General features: G+C 62.5%; 15 protein-coding genes and 1 pseudogene. 9 read left to right on the top strand and 7 right to left on the bottom strand.

The annotated features are described in order from the left end of the window. The first annotated feature begins 9 nt into the window (after positions 1-9). The 8 genes and pseudogenes from DN387_RS08415 to DN387_RS08380 all read left to right on the top strand — a co-directional run bounded on the left by DN387_RS08415 (position 10) and on the right by DN387_RS08380 (position 8,667). Positions 10-1,011 carry a GTP-binding protein gene (locus tag DN387_RS08415; protein ID WP_236171891.1) on the top strand — a complete coding sequence of 334 codons (1,002 nt, stop codon included), beginning with the start codon at positions 10-12 and terminating at the stop codon, positions 1,009-1,011. A gap of 186 nt (positions 1,012-1,197) precedes the next feature. Next, a complete protein-coding gene (locus DN387_RS08410) occupies positions 1,198-2,799 on the top strand; it encodes a 5-guanidino-2-oxopentanoate decarboxylase (RefSeq protein ID WP_043864007.1) in 1,602 nt (533 codons plus the stop codon). 88 nt (positions 2,800-2,887) lie between these two features. Then, positions 2,888-3,652, top strand: a pseudogene (locus DN387_RS08405) (ABC transporter ATP-binding protein); the annotation flags it as partial. 80 nt (positions 3,653-3,732) lie between these two features. After that, on the top strand, positions 3,733-4,509 hold the full coding sequence (locus DN387_RS08400) for a transporter substrate-binding domain-containing protein (protein ID WP_054914377.1): 777 nt from the start codon (positions 3,733-3,735) through the stop codon (positions 4,507-4,509). A gap of 36 nt (positions 4,510-4,545) precedes the next feature. Further along, positions 4,546-5,259 (top strand): ABC transporter permease, encoded by a 714-nt coding sequence (locus DN387_RS08395; protein ID WP_043864005.1) that lies wholly within the window; start codon positions 4,546-4,548, stop codon positions 5,257-5,259. 10 nt (positions 5,260-5,269) lie between these two features. Further along, on the top strand, positions 5,270-5,959 hold the full coding sequence (locus DN387_RS08390) for an ABC transporter permease (protein WP_043864004.1): 690 nt from the start codon (positions 5,270-5,272) through the stop codon (positions 5,957-5,959). A 44-nt stretch (positions 5,960-6,003) separates the two neighbouring features. Then, entirely contained in the window at positions 6,004-7,185 is a 1,182-nt protein-coding gene (locus DN387_RS08385) for a pyridoxal phosphate-dependent aminotransferase (protein WP_054914378.1), read from the top strand. A gap of 21 nt (positions 7,186-7,206) precedes the next feature. Next, a complete protein-coding gene (locus tag DN387_RS08380) occupies positions 7,207-8,667 on the top strand; it encodes an aldehyde dehydrogenase family protein (RefSeq protein ID WP_156326190.1) in 1,461 nt (486 codons plus the stop codon). A 315-nt stretch (positions 8,668-8,982) separates the two neighbouring features. Here DN387_RS08380 and DN387_RS08375 read toward each other — a convergent pair whose 3' ends face one another. The 7 genes from DN387_RS08375 to DN387_RS08345 form a co-directional block, all read right to left on the bottom strand. Then, positions 8,983-9,291, bottom strand: a complete 309-nt coding sequence (locus DN387_RS08375) for a hypothetical protein (protein WP_054914380.1) — start codon at positions 9,289-9,291, stop codon at positions 8,983-8,985. Between the two features lie 32 nt (positions 9,292-9,323). Then, positions 9,324-9,737 carry a hypothetical protein gene (locus DN387_RS08370; protein ID WP_054914381.1) on the bottom strand — a complete coding sequence of 138 codons (414 nt, stop codon included), beginning with the start codon at positions 9,735-9,737 and terminating at the stop codon, positions 9,324-9,326. Positions 9,738-9,788: 51 nt separating this feature from the next. Beyond that, positions 9,789-10,397 carry a His-Xaa-Ser repeat protein HxsA gene (gene hxsA / locus DN387_RS08365; protein WP_054914382.1) on the bottom strand — a complete coding sequence of 203 codons (609 nt, stop codon included), beginning with the start codon at positions 10,395-10,397 and terminating at the stop codon, positions 9,789-9,791. Further along, complete coding sequence (hxsC, locus tag DN387_RS08360; RefSeq protein ID WP_054914383.1) at positions 10,394-11,623, bottom strand: His-Xaa-Ser system radical SAM maturase HxsC; 1,230 nt, start codon at positions 11,621-11,623, stop codon at positions 10,394-10,396. Before hxsC ends, hxsA begins: the two co-directional genes overlap by 4 nt. 5 nt (positions 11,624-11,628) lie before the next feature. Then, the gene (gene hxsB, locus DN387_RS08355; protein WP_054914384.1) at positions 11,629-13,116 is read right to left on the bottom strand and encodes a His-Xaa-Ser system radical SAM maturase HxsB; all 1,488 of its coding nucleotides are present in this window, start codon (positions 13,114-13,116) and stop codon (positions 11,629-11,631) included. Continuing rightward, positions 13,113-13,412 (bottom strand): His-Xaa-Ser system protein HxsD, encoded by a 300-nt coding sequence (gene hxsD / locus DN387_RS08350; protein ID WP_054914385.1) that lies wholly within the window; start codon positions 13,410-13,412, stop codon positions 13,113-13,115. The genes hxsB and hxsD overlap by 4 nt, the downstream gene beginning before the upstream one ends. A gap of 342 nt (positions 13,413-13,754) precedes the next feature. After that, positions 13,755-14,669 carry a LysR family transcriptional regulator gene (locus DN387_RS08345; RefSeq protein ID WP_043863986.1) on the bottom strand — a complete coding sequence of 305 codons (915 nt, stop codon included), beginning with the start codon at positions 14,667-14,669 and terminating at the stop codon, positions 13,755-13,757. Positions 14,670-14,867: 198 nt separating this feature from the next. Between DN387_RS08345 and DN387_RS08340 the strand changes: the two genes are divergently transcribed. Continuing rightward, positions 14,868-15,890, top strand: a complete 1,023-nt coding sequence (locus DN387_RS08340) for a zinc-dependent alcohol dehydrogenase family protein (RefSeq protein ID WP_043863985.1) — start codon at positions 14,868-14,870, stop codon at positions 15,888-15,890. The last annotated feature ends 354 nt before the right edge of the window (positions 15,891-16,244 follow it).

The raw sequence follows: 16,244 nt of genomic DNA, 5'->3' as shown, positions 1-16,244 counted from the left end.
GCCGTTTTGATGAACAAGCAGTCTCCCATTCCGGTGACGCTGGTGTCGGGGTTTCTCGGCTCCGGCAAGACCACCCTGCTCAACAAGATCCTGGGCAGCGATCACGGCTTGCGCATCGCGGTGATGGTCAATGACTTTGGCGCGATCAACATCGACAGCGAGCTGATCGTCAGCCAGACCCAGACCACCCTCAGCCTGGCCAACGGCTGCATCTGCTGCACGGTTGAAAGCGACCTGATCGAGCAACTGGGGCGCCTGCTCGGCGACCGGCAGAACCGCCCGGAGTACATTCTGATCGAGGCGAGCGGGGTGTCGAGCCCGGGCAAGATCGCCCGCACGCTGAAGTACCCGCAGTTTCGCGATGCGCTGTCGATCGACAGCATCATCACGGTGGTGGACACCGAGCAGTTCGGGCAGCTCGAGGGCGAGATGGCGCAGTTGGCCATGGACCAGCTGGACGTGGCGGACATCATCGTGCTGAACAAGGTGGACCGGGTCGAACGCAGCCAGATCGAGGCGCTCAAGAGCCGCTGGCTGTACCCCCGGGCGCGAATGCTCGAATGCCAGTATGGCGATGTACCGCTGGAGCTGGTGCTGGGCGTGGGGCGCGGCAACCCGCTGGCGTCCTTCACGCCGGCCAAGGCGGCCTCAGCGCCGAGCATGGGCGGGCACGCGGCAGATCACGCCAGCGTGTTCGAGTCCTGGAGTTTCGTCAGCGACAGACCGATGGCGCTCGACACGCTGCGCGCGACGCTGGCGCAACTGCCGGCGTCGATCTATCGGGCCAAGGGCACGCTGCACATCGCCGAAGTGCCGGGCAAGCGGTTCATCATGCACCTGGTCGGCAGCCGCTGCGAGATCCTGCCCGACCGCGCCTGGGGCGATGAAACGCCCCACACTCGGCTCGTGTGCATCGGCAAGCGCGGCACCCTGGCCCCCGAGGCGCTCGAGGCCGGCTTCCAGGCGTGCGTTGTCCACACAAATGACAAGCTTTATTCACATCATGGGTGAAGCGGAATTGGCGACGGCCTCCGGCAGGTTCAGCAATGTGGGTGGTAGTGGCCTTCTGGCCTGTGCGGAGGGGGCAGGAGTGGTGAGCAGATATCAACAATCAGCCAAATTTAATTCGATTGTGGTTGCCCAGCATCTACTGAAAAATGCCTCGGCGGTCTGGTAAAAATAACAGGAGAAGACCCAATGACTAGTTGTGCTCAGGCGCTCGTCAAACTGCTTGAAGGTTATGGTGTGGACACCGTGTTCGGTATTCCGGGCGTGCACACTGTTGAGTTGTATCGCGGATTGCACGGTAGCCGGCTTCGCCATGTCAGCCCTCGCCACGAGCAGGGCGCAGGGTTCATGGCGGACGGCTATGCCCGAGCCAGTGGCAAGCCGGGGGTGTGCTTCATCATCACAGGCCCCGGCATGACCAACATTCTGACCGCCATGGGCCAGGCCTACGCCGACTCGGTGCCGATGCTGGTGATTTCCACCACCAGCCGTCGCGAGCACCAGCGGCTGGGGCACGGTTACCTGCACGAACTGCCTGACCAGCGCGCCATGGTGGCCGGCGTGTGTGCCTTCAGCCATACCCTGCAGCGCCCGCAGGAACTGCCGGAGGTGATTGCCCGTGCCTTCGCGCTGTTCGGTTGCGCCCGGCCGCGCCCGGTTCATATCGAGATCCCGCTGGATGTGCTGGAAATGCCGGCCGATGGCCTGGACCTGAGCCCTCGCGCATTGCCGCTGGCCAGCGCGCCTGCCGAGGCGGCCGTACAGCAGGCCGCCGCCTTGCTGGGCGCGGCACGGCGGCCGCTGATTCTCGCCGGCGGCGGCGCGCGCGGTGCCAGTGATGCACTGCGGGCACTGGCCGAGCGTCTCCAGGCCCCCGTTGCGCTGACCACCAATGCACGCGGCATCCTGCCGCCTGCGCACCCGCTGCTGCTCGATGGCGTGCAATCGTCCGCCCATGGCCGTGCACTCTTTGCCCAGGCGGATGTGGTGCTGGCGGTGGGCACCGAGCTGGGCGAAACCGACTACGACTTCTTCGGCCTCGGGCCACTGGCCCTGCAGGTGCCGGTGATTCGCCTGGACATCGACCCGATGCAGATCCTGGGCGTGCAACGCGCAGCCGTCGGGCTGCTTGGCGACGCACGGTTGGGGCTGCAGGCCCTGATCGCAGCGCTGCCCGGGGCGGCCGCAGACAGTGACTGGGCCGCGTTGAACGTGCCGCGGGTCAATGCCGCCGAGCGCGGCAGCTGGACCGGCAGGCAGCAGGCCATGCAGGCGCTGCTGGATACGCTGCGCGACAGCCTGCCGGCGCCGATCCTGGTTGGCGATTCGACGCAGCCGGTGTACCAGGGCGCGCTGGGCTATCGCGCACCGGCCCCGTGCACCTGGTTCAACGCCGGTACCGGGTACGGAACGCTGGGCTACGGCCTGCCGGCGGCCATCGGTGCCAAGGTTGCCCTGCCTGAACGTGCCGTGGTGGCGCTGGTGGGCGATGGTGGTTTGCAGTTCTCGAGCGCCGAACTGATCGCGGCGCGCGAGCACGGCATCGGGGTCATCCTGGTGCTGTGGAACAACCAGTGCTACGGCGAAATTCGCGACTACATGACGGCGCGCGACATTGCGCCCCTGGGCGTGGACATCCTCACGCCGGACTTCGCGGCCTTCGCACGCTCCTGTCATGTGCAGTACCACACCGCCGGCAGCCTGGACGGGTTGCGCGATCTGCTGCAAGGCCTGGAGAGCGGCGAGCCGCACGTCATCGAACTGAACGCCTCGGACTTTCTGCCTGCCTGACGGGGCTGTCCGGTCGGGTTGATCAACAACAATGGGACATCGAAGCATGATCCACGAAAAAGGGCTGCCAAGCGTGCAGTCGACCCCCGTCGTCGCCATCGATGACCTGCACAAGAGCTACGGCGACCATCACGTCCTCAAAGGGATCTCCCTGCGTGCCCATGAGGGGGACGTGGTGTCCCTGATCGGTTCCAGCGGCTCGGGCAAGAGCACCTTGCTGCGCTGCATCAACCTGCTGGAGATTCCCAACGCCGGCAGCCTGCGCGTGAACGACGAGGAAGTCAGGTTCAGGCAGGGGCGTGGCGGGGTGCGCGAGATCGCCGACCTGCGCCAGGTCGAGCGGCTGCGTGCGACCCTGAGCATGGTGTTCCAGAACTTCAACCTGTGGCCGCATCGCACCGTGCTGGAGAACGTGATCGAGGCCCCGGTGCATGTACTGGGTGAGAAGCGCCAGGACGCGATCGCGCATGCCGAGCAGTTGCTGGAGAAGGTCGGGCTGGCCCACAAGCGCCACGACTACCCCTCGTTTCTGTCCGGTGGCCAGCAGCAACGGGTCGCCATCGCGCGGGCACTGGCAGTACGGCCCAAGGTGATGCTGTTCGACGAACCTACCTCGGCGCTGGACCCGGAGCTGGTGGGCGACGTGTTGAAGGTGATCCGCGACATCGCGCAGGAGGGCCGCACGATGATCCTGGTGACCCATGAGATGGCGTTCGCGCGGGATGTCTCCACCCAGGTCGTGTACCTGCACCAGGGCCAGATCGAAGAGCAGGGCCCACCGCAACAGGTGATGCTCGACCCGCACAGCGAGCGGTGCCGCCAGTTCGTGATGGCGCAGAACAATCGCTCATAACAACACTATTCATCCGCGGGGGCGTGCCCCTGCATTGTCCGCTGCCAAAAACCAAACAATAGCTGCATAAGGACTGTTAAATGAAAAAGACACTCGTTGCTGTCGTGCACTCGCTCCTGCTGGCCGGGGCGATCAATGTCGCTCACGCCCAGGACAAGGTGGTGTTCGCGATTTCCCAGGAACCCTACCCGCCGTTTTCCTTCAGAAACAGCAATGGTGCGTGGAGCGGTTTCGAGCCTGACCTGATCAGCGAAGTGTGCAAGCGCATGCAGGCCGAGTGCTCGCTCAAGGGAATGGCCTGGGACGGCCTGATTCCGGCGCTGCGCTCCAAGCAGGTGGACGTCATCATGAACTCGATGTCCATCACCCCCGAACGTGAGCAGGTGGTGGACTTCAGCGACCCGTACATCGAGACGCCCGCACTGTGGGTCGGGGATGCCGCCCTGGAACTGACGCCCACCCCGGAAGGGCTCAAGGGCAAGATCATCGGCGTGCAGGGCTCGACCAGCCATTCGGCCTACGTCAAGGAGTACTTCGGCAAAGGCTCGACCATCCGCTACTACAACGACCAGGACGACCTGCTGGCCGACCTGCGCAGCGGCCGCATCGACATCATGCTGGCCGACAAGATCTCGGTGGAGCCGATGCTGGCACTGCCCGACAACGCGATGCTGGCCGGCAAGGGCATCGCGCCGGCCGACCCGCTGTTCGGCAAGGGCATCGGCGCGGCGGTGCGCAAGGGCGACGATGCCCTGCGCGAGAAGCTGAACCAGGCGCTCAAGGCCGTGCGTGAAGACGGCACCTACGACGCCATCGGTGCGCGCTACTTCAAATCCAGTGTCACAGCCGCCCAATGAGGCGGTTGAAACCTGCGCGGGTGATCGGGTGCCTGTATGACCATTTCTGAAATGTCCAATCTGCTGTTCGCCGAGGGCTGGATTCAAACCCTGGCCCAGGGCGCGGTGAAAACCCTGGGTATCTCCCTGGGGGCCTTCGCGCTGGGCCTGTGCATCGGCCTGCTCGTCGCGTTGATCAAGCTCAGGGGGCCACGCTGGATGGTCGCCTGTGCCAACTGCTACACCACGCTGTACCGCGCCGTGCCGGAACTGCTGCTGATCCTGCTGCTGTACTACGCAGGCACCGACCTGCTGAACCTGGCGATGGCCGCGATGGGCCGGCCCAGTGTCGAGATCAACGGTTTTCTGGCTGCGGTCGTGGTGCTGGGAATTGTCCAGGGCGCCTACTCGGGTGAGGTGATTCGCGGCGCCGTCGAGGCCATTCCTGCGGGGCTGGTCGAGGCCGGCAGGGCCTACGGCATGTCGCGGGCAAAGCTGTTGAGCCGGATCATCCTGCCGTGCATGTTGCCGTTCGCCATCGCGGGCCTGTCGAACCTGTGGCTGGTGCTGGTCAAGGAAAGTGCGCTGATCAGCGTGGTGGGCTACAGCGAACTGCTGACCGCCGGGCGTCAGGCGGCGGCCAGCACCAAGCACTACCTGCTGTTCTACCTGGTGGTCGCGGCGTTCTATTACGTCATCACCCTGGTTTCCAGCATGGTGTTCCGCAAGTTCGAGGCCGGCTTCGAACGCTGGATGCCCAGGAACGTATAAGGGGACGATCATGGATTTGACTTGGCTGAATGATTTTTCCAGTGAACTGCTGCGCGGTGCCGGCCTGACCGTGCAGTTGCTGCTCATCTCGGCAGGCTTCGGGTTTGTACTGGCCATCGCGATGGCCCTGGGGCGCCTGTCCAACAGCGTCGTGCTGGCCAACGCCTGCCGGTTTGTCAGCAGCGTGATTCGCGGTACGCCGCTGCTGGTGCAGATCTACATCCTGTATTACGGCGTCGGCAGCGTGCTGGCCAGCTACCCGCTGATCAGGGGCGGGGTGTTGTGGCCCTACCTGCGCGAAGGGTTCTGGTATGTGGCCCTTGCACTGACCTTGAGCGTGGGGGCGTATGTGGGCGAAGTGCTGCGCAGTGGCCTGCGCGCCGTACCCAGGGGCGAGCTTGAAGCGGCACGCGCCTATGGCATGCGCCGCGGGCAGATCCTGCGCAGGGTGTGGTTACCGCGGGCATTGCAGATGGTCAGGCCGACCCTGGCGGGGGAGAGCGTGATGCTGCTCAAATCCACGGCGCTGGCCTCCACCGTCGCGGTTACCGACCTGCTCGGCGCCGCCAACATCGTGCGTTCGCAGACCCTGCGGGTCTATGAGCCGCTGCTGTTGGTGGCGATCACCTACATCGTCCTGGCCCTGATCATCGAAAAGAGCTTCAAGTTGATGGGCACCACCTCGCAGCGTCGAGTCTAGTGGCTAACGTATTGGCGTCGGTCTGCACGCCACAAGGAATTCAAATGAAGTATTCATCTCTGGTTCAACGCATCAGCGGCGAGAGCGTAGCCGCATGGGACATCCACTATGCTGCCTGCCAGGCGCAGGAGCGGGGCGAGAACGCGATCATCCTCAGCATCGGCGACCCCGATTTCGCGACGGACGATGCGATCTGCGAGGCCGCGATCCAGGCCCTGAAGGCCGGCGATACCCACTACACCCCGGTAGTGGGCCGGGAAAAGCTGCGCGAAGCCATCGCGGCCAAGCAGCGCAAGCTGCTGGGCATACCGGTGGCCGCCGAGAACGTCGCGCTGGTGGCCGGTGCGCAGAACGGCCTGTACGCCGCAGCCATGTGCCTGTTCGAAAGCGGCGATGACGTGCTGGTGCCCGAGCCGATGTACCTGACCTACGCTGCCAGCGTGCAGGCATCCGGTGCGCGGCTGGTGTGCATCGAGCAGCCTGCCGAGAAGGACTTTCGCCTCACGGCCCAGGCGCTTGAAGCCGCACTGACCCCCAACACCCGTGGCATCGCCCTGGCCACGCCGAACAACCCCACCGGCAACGTCTACACCCGCGAGGAGCTGGAGGCGGTGGCGCAGGTGGCCCGGCGTCACGACCTGTGGGTGATCTCGGACGAGGTCTACTGCCAGCTGACCTACGACGCGCCGCACATCAGCATCGTCAGCCTGGAGGGCATGGCCGAGCGCACGGTGGTGCTCAACAGCCTGTCCAAATCCCACGCCATGACCGGCTGGCGGGTCGGCTGGGTGGTGGCGCCCACGAGCCTCGTCCAGCACCTGGACAACCTGCTGCTGTGCATGCTCTACGGTCTGCCGGGCTTTGTTCAGGAAGCCGCGCTCAAGGCCATCGAGCTGGACGATGAGATCGTCGCCTCGGCCCGCGAACTCTACACCCGCCGCCGTGACCTGATCGCCCGGGAGCTGGACGGGGTGCCGCTGATCAAGGGCAAGGTGCCCGAGGCGGGCATGTTCATGCTGCTGGACATTCGTGCCACGGGCCTGTCGGGTGTCGACTTTGCCTGGGCGCTGTTCCGCGAGACCGGCGTCTCGGTACTCGATGCCCAGGCCTTTGGCGCCAGTTGCGCGGGCTTCGTGCGGGTGTCGTTCACCGTCGCCGACAAGGACCTGCTGGACGCCTGCCAGCGGATCCGCCAGTTCATCGAGAAGCTGCAGGCCGGCCTCTGAGCCGCTTGCGAAGGAATGACGATGCTCCCTCCTGAATGTTCATCCGAAGTGCTCGCCGGCGTGCTGATCGGCGAGCAGTGGCTCGCCGACGGCCCGCTGCTCGAGGTCATCAACCCCTCCACCGAGGCGCTGATCGCCACGGTGGGCGGGGGCAATGCTGAAACCGTCGAGCTTGCCGTGCAAAGCGCCGCTGCAGCGTTTGCGCAGTGGTCAACCAGCACTGGCGCGTTGCGTGCCCAGGTGTTGCGCCGCATTGCCCGGGGCATACAGCAGAACCGCCAAGCCCTGATGACGCTGCAATCGCGCAACAACGGCAAGCCATTGGCCGAAGCGGGGCTGGACGTGGACGACGTGATAGCCACCTTTGACTATTACGCCGACCTGGCCCAGGGCCTTGACGCTGCACAGGACCGTGGCGTGGAGCTGCCCGCCAGCGACTATGCCGCGCGCTTGCGCCGCGAGCCGTGTGGCGTGGTTGCGCTGATCGTGCCGTGGAACTTCCCCATGGTCACCACGGCCTGGAAACTGGCGCCGGCCCTGGCGGCGGGGTGCACGGTGGTGCTCAAGCCATCGGAGGTCACGCCGTTGCCTGAGCTTGCACTGGCGCGGATCATTCTCGAGGCGGGCCTGCCGGCGGGCGTGTTGAACATCGTGTGCGGTACCGGCCTGGCCGTGGGCGCACCCTTGTCGGCGCACCCGCAGGTGGCCAAGATCTCCTTCACCGGCAGCAACGCGGTGGGGGTTCAGGTGATGCAGCGTGCGGCAGAGACGGTGAAGGGTGTCAGCCTGGAGCTGGGCGGCAAGTCCTCGCTCATCGTGCTGGAGGACGCCGACCTGGAACTGGCGGTCGAGCTGACCTGTGGCGGCGGCTTCTACAACGCTGGCCAGATGTGCTCGGCCACCAGCCGGGTGCTGGTCGCCGAGCACCTGGCGGACGCCTTCGTGGCAAAGGTCAGGGCCCGCGCCCAGGCGATCATCGTTGGCGACCCCTTTGTCGACGGGGTGCAGATGGGTGCGTTGGTCAACCGTGCCCAGTACGAGCGTGTGCTGGCGCACATCGCGCGCGGGCTGGCTTCCGGCGCCCGGCTCGAGTGCGGTGGTGGGCGCCCGCAGGGCTTGGCGCAGGGGTTCTACGTTGCGCCGACGGTGTTCACCGACGTGGCGCTGGACAGCAGCTTGTGGAACGAGGAGATCTTCGGCCCGGTGATCTGCATCCGCCGTTTCGGCACCGAAGCCGAGGCCATTGCGCTGGCCAACCAGGGTGATTTTGGCCTGGTGGCCACGGTGGTCGGCCGCGACCGCGTTGCGGCCAACCGGGTAGCGGATGCCTTGCAGGCCGGCATGGTCTGGATCAATGCGCCTCAGGTGATCTTCCCGCAGACCGCCTGGGGTGGGTACAAGCAGAGCAGCATCGGGCGCGAGCTCGGCCCCTGGGGGCTGGCAGCGTTTCAGGAGTTGAAGCATGTGGTGAGTGCTGGTTGATTGGGGGGCTGATGGCGTGCTGTTGCGTCGATGATTCACTGCATCGGCAGCTTTGAGGGGCTGCATCCTGTCGCTCGATTGCCAGCTGGTATTGGCGGTCCGTCTGTGGCTTGTCGTGATGTGGCAGGCCGGCAGGGGGCTGTTGCAGGCTGTCAGGGGGGGGCACAGAACATTTTTGACAAGGCTCTAGGCAGGCAGAAAAATTTAAATGAGTTTGCAAAGTGTCTAGAGAGTCCGGGGCGATTAAGTACCTCTTGTTCTGCCAGCTCAGGCAGATGACCCCGTGGCGGCCCTTCAAGCCACCACGCGTTCAGCTTATTTAGTTGGCACGAATGGCGAATCAATCGGCTGGCAGACAATTCGCCACATCCCGCGTACGCCGTCTTCGACCCAAGTGCCTTCCAGCACATTCGAGCCTTCGAAGCGGTGCAGCGTTGCTCTACCGTCGAAGCCTTCTGCTTGCAGTTCGTAATGCCCCGGGCCTTTTGCCTGGCCTCGGTATTGCCAGGTCTGCCCCGCGTCGTCATAGGAGACGGTGATAAACTCGATGTCGATCGTAACCTTGCAGGGTTGATCGAACGAAGCGGCACTGCCGGGGCGGAAGGTGTCCATTTTGGCGTACATGTTGGCGTCCTTGTAAAGATATCAGCAGCGGTTCAGGGCAGCAGCCAAGTGCTGTTTGGGGTGGTTGACCGGATGCCGACTGCCTGGCACTGCTCCAGAATCGGCAGAATGTAGGTGATGTTGGTAGGGCCCGGCTGGCCTTCTGCTCTATAACGAGCCGCCCGGCAGAGTGGGCCAGCTTCTTCGTAGTTGTGATTGGAGCCGATTTGCACAGCGTGTGCTTGGCCGAAATGATTGTTACCGGCGAGGTAGTCCAGCGTTTGCTGAAAAGCTGCTCGAGTCAGCGCCAACTGCGAGTCTTCCGATCCGGTCTCAATCACAACACGATTTGCATCAACGGTCGTGATCCGGAAACGGGCGCGACGCGACGGTGTTTGCAGTTCCTTGCCTTGTAGGCGGCTGATCAATGCCCAGAGAGTGTTGTCGACTTGAATGATGTGCTGCATTGGATAAATCCTTCGTTGCTGAATGGACGCTAGCTTTAGCCCTGAGGCGACTTATGGAATCTTGATACCCAACGCATTCAGCGATGGCGTATCCATCCGACCATTCACGGTCAGCCCACTGTCCATCTGAAAGGCCATCAGCGCACCACGTGTCGCCTTGCCCATCACCCCATCAATGGCGCCTTGGTAATACTGACGCACCATCAGCGCGGTCTGCACACGGGTGACCAGGTTGCTTTTCTGCTCATTGGTCGCGCGGCTCTTTGAAGTGCTCGAACTAGTCCCGCTGGTAGTGCCAGTCGACTGATAAAGGCTGTTGCTGCTGGACGTGCCGCTCGAAGCACTCGGCGCGCTGTAGCTTCGGGTGCTGGTAGCGGGTGGGCTGTAGTAGCGAGGTGCGCTATAGCCACCCGAGCCGCTGTAGTGAGAACTGTGCGAGCTGTGGGACCGGTGTGAACTGTGCGAGCGATGTGCCGCATAGATGTTGACGGTGTCTGGCGCATTGAGCGTATCGGCAAATACTGGGGGCTGTAGCTTGTCGTTGGGTTGCCAGTTCGCATCGGCGAGCGACAGATGGCCTGCCTGTGCCAGGGTGGTACCTGCCATTGGCAGCAAACTGATCCCACTGATCAGGACTTTCCAGCGGTCGAGCAATTTCACTGTGCACTCCTTGCATAGGCGCTAAAGGCCTCGGTCGATAGTAGTTGTATGCCGCGGCTCTGCCAGCGGTCGGTGTGCGATTTGAAGAAGCCAGAGCAATGTTTCACCGCAGCGCATTGCTGGCAGGTATCGATGAACAGGTTCTTCCAGTCTGAGATGCTCTGGCGGGCGAAACGCGAGAGGTGTGCCGGGATCAGGCACAGGGGCAAGTTGTAGATCGAAACCGGCACTCCGCGGTTGAACAGGAAATACACGGCCTGGCTCAATGATTCCTGATAGTCCAGCGGGTCAATCCACAGTTCTTCGTAGTTCTTCCTGGCCAGGCCGGTACTTTCGATACCCATCAGTGCAACGTGCCGCACGAAGGGCAGGTTCCTGAACACGTAGTGGGCGAGTTCTGGCAAGCGTGGCGTGGTCAGGCGGTTGAGCACCACGCGTACCTCGATGATCTGGTTGGCGCGCGCCAGATTGTAAAGACCTTGCAGGGTTTCGCTGAACGCGCCTGGAGCCTGCACTACATGGTCATGGTCTTCGGCATTGTCGGCATACAGTGGGATGCCCCAGCTCAACTGAGGGTGGCCGATTGCAGAGAGCGCTGCGATCCAGTTCGTGTCGTGGAACAGACGCCCGTTGCTGAGCACATGAATGGATTTCTGCGGCAAGACGGCTTTGCACTTGGCCAGGATTTCGAGCAGGCCGTCGCGATAAAGCGTTGGTTCTCCGCCGCTGATTCCCAGATTTTCCTCGCCCGGGTCCATCAGGTCGATCAGCCGTAGGTTCTCTTCGATGTGCCAACGGTCATCGATATCTTTGGGCGGCTGCGAGCACATCAGGCAGAGGCTGTTGCAACGATCGGTCATGAACAGCAGGTTGCTGTCTGAGCCTCGTCGATAGAGCACGCGCACCATCGCGTTGCCTGGTGTGATGGCAATGACATCGCCGGGCTGCACGACATCCGCATCTTTAGGGGTGTGCAGGTGTGGCCGCGCGCTGTCGAAGTCGCCGATCAATGGCTCCGGGATCAGGAATCCACCCACTGGTAACGAGAGCAGATGCGGGCTCCGTAGCCGTTCTTCGTTTGGCAGCCAAAGCAGCAGGTCACCGAACTCAGCACTTCCGGCACAAACAGCCAGGCCTTGTTCGATGAACTCATCCAGAGTGATGACCTTGAGCAGTTTCGGCTCATTCAGGTTATGGATTTCGAAGTGGGTATCTTTTCGCAGCATCGCCTTCAGCCCTTGTACCCCGGGAACCGGACATCACTGTAAGAGCGCCTGTTCAACCAAGACAGCAGCACCCTCTGCACGTTGTCGTCGCCATCGCGAAGCAGGCCGAAAAGATGCTTCAGCAGCCCCATGTTTTTCTTGCAGAAGCTGCTGAACACTCGGTGTCCGATCGGGTCAGCTTGGCGGGCATAGTGTTCGATGGGGTCAGCGCCACAGTACGGGACAAGTGCGCAATCGGAGCAGCCCGGCAGCGCCTCTGCAACACCACTGGCGAGCAACGCATTCATAACGGGCGATGTGAGTAATTCAGACAAGGGTTGCTGCACGGTGCCGAGCCTCAAGCCTTCTTCACCCATCTCCAGCAGCATTCGGGCTTCGTCCGAGGGATAGACGTAACCGTCATAGTTGTAAACCAGCGCCGCAGTGCCAGCGCCAGCAGGGGAACGCAGGTCTACGTAGCCGGAGGAAAAGGGTGTCAGGATATTTTTCAGCAACAGGCTCGTATAACTTTCGCAAAGGTATATGCCCTGTTGATTGATATTCAGCAAATAGGCCAGTGCCTTCTTGTAGAAGACCAGATATCGCTCAATAGGGTAATCAAGTCGATGGGCACTCTTGGTGGCAAAGCCATAAGGGCTAAGAGGCCGAAGCGAAATGCTGGAGAAACCCTGGCTAACATACTCATCGATGATCGCTTCAGGCTGTTCGAGGCTTCTGGAAGTCAGCGTGGTCAGCGCGGAAACTGCATCTTGGCCAAGGCGCTCACGGACCCACTGGATGCCTTTTACAGTACGTTCGTAGGAGTCTCGTGAAGGAGTAGGGCGGTTGGCATTGTGCAAGGGCGCCGGCCCATCGAGCGAGGTCGAAAACTGGATGCGATGTTGTTCTGCGAAGTCGAGTATTTGCTCCGTCAGGTGGTGCAGCGTGGTTGTAATGACGAACTGGATATCCCGCTGTTCGACCACGTTCCGTTCAACGACCCATTCGACAATCTGGCGGACGCGCTCGAAGGCCAGAAGCGGCTCGCCACCCTGAAACTCCACAGTCAGTGCGGGAGCGTTCGATTCGAACAGGCGATCAACCGCCGCCTGCGCATCCGCTTCCGACAGGTCGTGTCCGGATCCTCCCAGAGGGGCCCGCGACACCTGGCAGTACTGACAGGTGTGGTTACAGCGCAATGTAACCACGAACAAGTGCAGTGCAGGGCCCTGGAAGAGGAAGTCCTTGCGGCTGCGATACTGCGCTGCCATTTCCGGGAACGGGTCGTGGCAGCCTGGTTCGTAGATGAAGTGGCGGGCCAGCAGGTCCTTGTAAAAAGGCGTACTTGCTTGAACGTCGAAGTAACTGAGGGCTCGTAATTGCGCGTCGTTCACGTGCATGTACTCACCGGTATCGGAGGTGAGCAGGATGTCACGGTCATGTCCCGTGTTCATGCGCATGAATCGAAAAGGCAGCAAGCGGTAGTGCTTGGCGTCTGTCGCAATCAGTGTCACTGGGAAATCCCACATCCAGCGAGCGCGGCTCGGGCCAGGACTTCGCGCAGCCCTGCTGTTTCGCGGTTGATATGGTCGCGTAGGGCGAAGTCGTTCAGATGCTGAAGGATCTGCGAGTGGGCCTGCTCCGGGGAAAGCATTAACCTTGCTTTAGCGGGGTGGGCCATGAGGCTTATCTGATTGGCTTCAATGCCGACCTGGATCGTGAAAGTATCGGCAAGGGAATAAGCGGTGCGTTGTACCACGTTGAGCGGGTAGGCTGCGCTGTCGAGTTTCAGCGTGACTGGCCATGTCATCGGAACCGGTCCTTCAAATCCTTTGGGGGCGTGTGGATTTTGCCGATTGAAGAGGCATTATGCCATCATAATTTTTTACATTTGCACGCATTTGTTCAGCGTGGTGGATGGCGCGCTCACAACGACTCGGCCATTGATGCGGGTAGGGGCGGGGGCTCATATCCCTTCAGTCCATTCATCCTCATTAATAGCCTGCTTGCCGCCAGACTGGGGGCATCCTTTTCAAACCATCCAAAGCATGCCCTCAAATATGCCCAAAATGTAGCAATTAGCTGGAAGTAAATGGCTCTTTGAGGCTCGGAAAAAGTAGAAATGACCAGCTAACAAGCATGCGCGAAGCCCCTAAAGACTGTCAGGGTCGCCAAAGAACATCTGAATCCGCGACCGCAACCACCGCTCCCCCGGATCATTGTCCTGCGACCCGCGCCACGCCATATGCAGCTCGAAGCTCTGCACCTCCAGCGGCGGGTCTTCGGCGCGCAGGCCGCCGGCGGCGGTCAGCTGCTCGGCGGTGTAGTCCGGCACCGTGGCGAGGATGTCGGTGCCGGTCAGCAGGCTGCCCAGGCCGTTGAACTGCGGCACGGCCAGCACCACATGGCGCTTGCGCCCCAGCTTCTCGAGAATCTCGTCCATGAACCCGCTCAGGTCGCCGGCAAACGACACCAGGGCATGCGGGCGTGCGCAGAATTCATCCAGGCTCAGGCTGCCCGGCTTGCTGTCGGCACGCAGCACCTTGGGCCTGCTGCGACGCAGCACCTTGCGCTTGGCATTGGCCGGCAGGTCGCTGGTCCAGCTCACGCCCACCGAGATTTCACCCGACGCCAGCAGCGAGGGCATCAGCAGGTAGTTGACCCGGCGCACCACCAGCACGATGCCCGGCGCCTCTGCGCGCACACGTTTGAGCAGTTGCGGCAGCAAGGCGAACTCGGCGTCGTCGGAGAGGCCGATGCGAAACACCGCCGTGCTGGTGGCCGGGTCGAAGTCGGCAGCGCGGCTTACCGCCGTGGAGATGGAGTCCAGCGCCGGGGAGAGCAGGGCGAAGATCTCCACCGCCCGCGCCGAGGGCTCCATGCTGCGCCCGGTACGCACGAACAGCGGGTCGTCGAACAGGCTGCGCAGGCGCGACAGCGCCGCACTGATGGCCGGCTGGCCGAGGAACAGTTTTTCCGCGGCGCGGGTGACGCTGCGCTCGTGCATCAAGGTCTCGAACACGATCAGCAGGTTCAGGTCGACGCGACGCAAGTCGTTACGGTTCATCGGCTTCGCTTCATAGGTCTGGTCGGGGCAGGGGTGAATCTTAAGGGCAAAGACGGTACCCTGCACCGCATAAATTGCGCAGCAGGCGCTATCACCAATCAATGACAGGCATGTTGACTATTAATGGCCACTGATGGTCTAACCGCTATAGCCCCGATAGAGTTGCGGGTATTAGAGGTTCACTAGGCGAGGTTTGCGATGTCCCGCATGATCCGTTTTCACAAATTCGGCCAGGCCGAGGTGCTCAAGTGCGAGGACGTGGCCACGCCGCAACCGGCTGCCGGTGAAGTACAGGTGCGGGTGCAGGCTATCGGCATCAGCTGGTACGACGTGCTGTGGCGGCAGAACCTGGCGCCGTCCCATGCGCGCCTGCCAGCCGGCATCGGCCACGAAATGGCCGGTGTGGTGACCGCCCTCGGCGCCGGCGTCGACGACCTGGCCATCGGCGACAAGGTCGCCAGCTTTCCGGCCACCAGCCCCAACGAGCACCCGGTGTATGGCGAGGTCATCGTGCTGCCGCGCAACGCACTGACCCGCTACCCCGATATCCTCAGCCCGATCGAGGCCAGCGTGCACTACACGCCGCTGCTGATCGCCTATTTCGCCTATGTCGACCTGGCCCGGGCCAAGGCCGGGCAGACCGCCCTGGTCACCGACGCCAGCCACTGCGCCGGGCCGGCCTTCGTGCAACTGGGCAAGGCCCTGGGCCTGAAGGTGATCGCCGCCACCAAGGACAGCGCCGAGCGCGACAACCTGCTCAAGCTGGGGGCAGAGAAGGTCATCGTGACCGAAGAGCAGGACCTGCTCATGCAGATCAACAAGTACACCGACAACCGTGGCGTGGACATGGTGCTCGATGGCCTGGGCGGCCCGCAGATGTCGTTGCTGGGCGATGTGCTGGCGCCACGCGGCAGCCTGGTGCTGTACGGCCTGCAGGGCGGCAACCAGACGCCATTCCCGGCCTGTGCGGCGTTCCAGAAGAACATCCAGTTCTTCGTGCACTGCGTGAGCAACTTCACCGGCAAGCCGGAGCTGGGCATCACCCAGGACCAGGTGGCGCTGCAGCGCGCGCTGCGCGATATCAACCAGTTCACCGCCGACCGCCAGGTATTGCCACACATCATCAAGGCCTACCCGTTCGACGAGGTTGTCGCCGCACACCGCCACATGGACGAGTGCCCGTGTGGAGGCCGCGTGGTACTGGTGCTGCCTGACGCCTGACAGGCTGCGCGACACGCCAAGCCCGAGCCGAGTCTCGGGCTTTTTTGTGGAAATTTCTTATTAAAGTTTCAGATGTTTCCTATTTAACTTGTGCGGACTAAGTACGGCGCTTGCGTTATGTTGTGGGCGTGGGAATAAAGACTTTCCGGTGTCCGTAAAATTACATCTTCGCGTGGAAGGGCTGCTGTTTCCTATGGGCGTCGGGCACTGTCGTGCCTAAGGCGGCGCTGTTCATCCAACCATCAATCATCTCAAGGAGCGAGATATGGTGTGCCAGCTGTACTGTTCATGGAGGTGGGGCCCTCGCACGCAACGCGCCGGGGGGCGCTGTCCGGGGCAAGGGTGGTCATCGGG

It is taken from the genome of Pseudomonas sp. FBF18 (assembly GCF_024261405.1).
Lineage (GTDB): Bacteria > Pseudomonadota > Gammaproteobacteria > Pseudomonadales > Pseudomonadaceae > Aquipseudomonas > Aquipseudomonas palmensis.
This window is presented reverse-complemented; position numbering and strand designations above follow the sequence as displayed.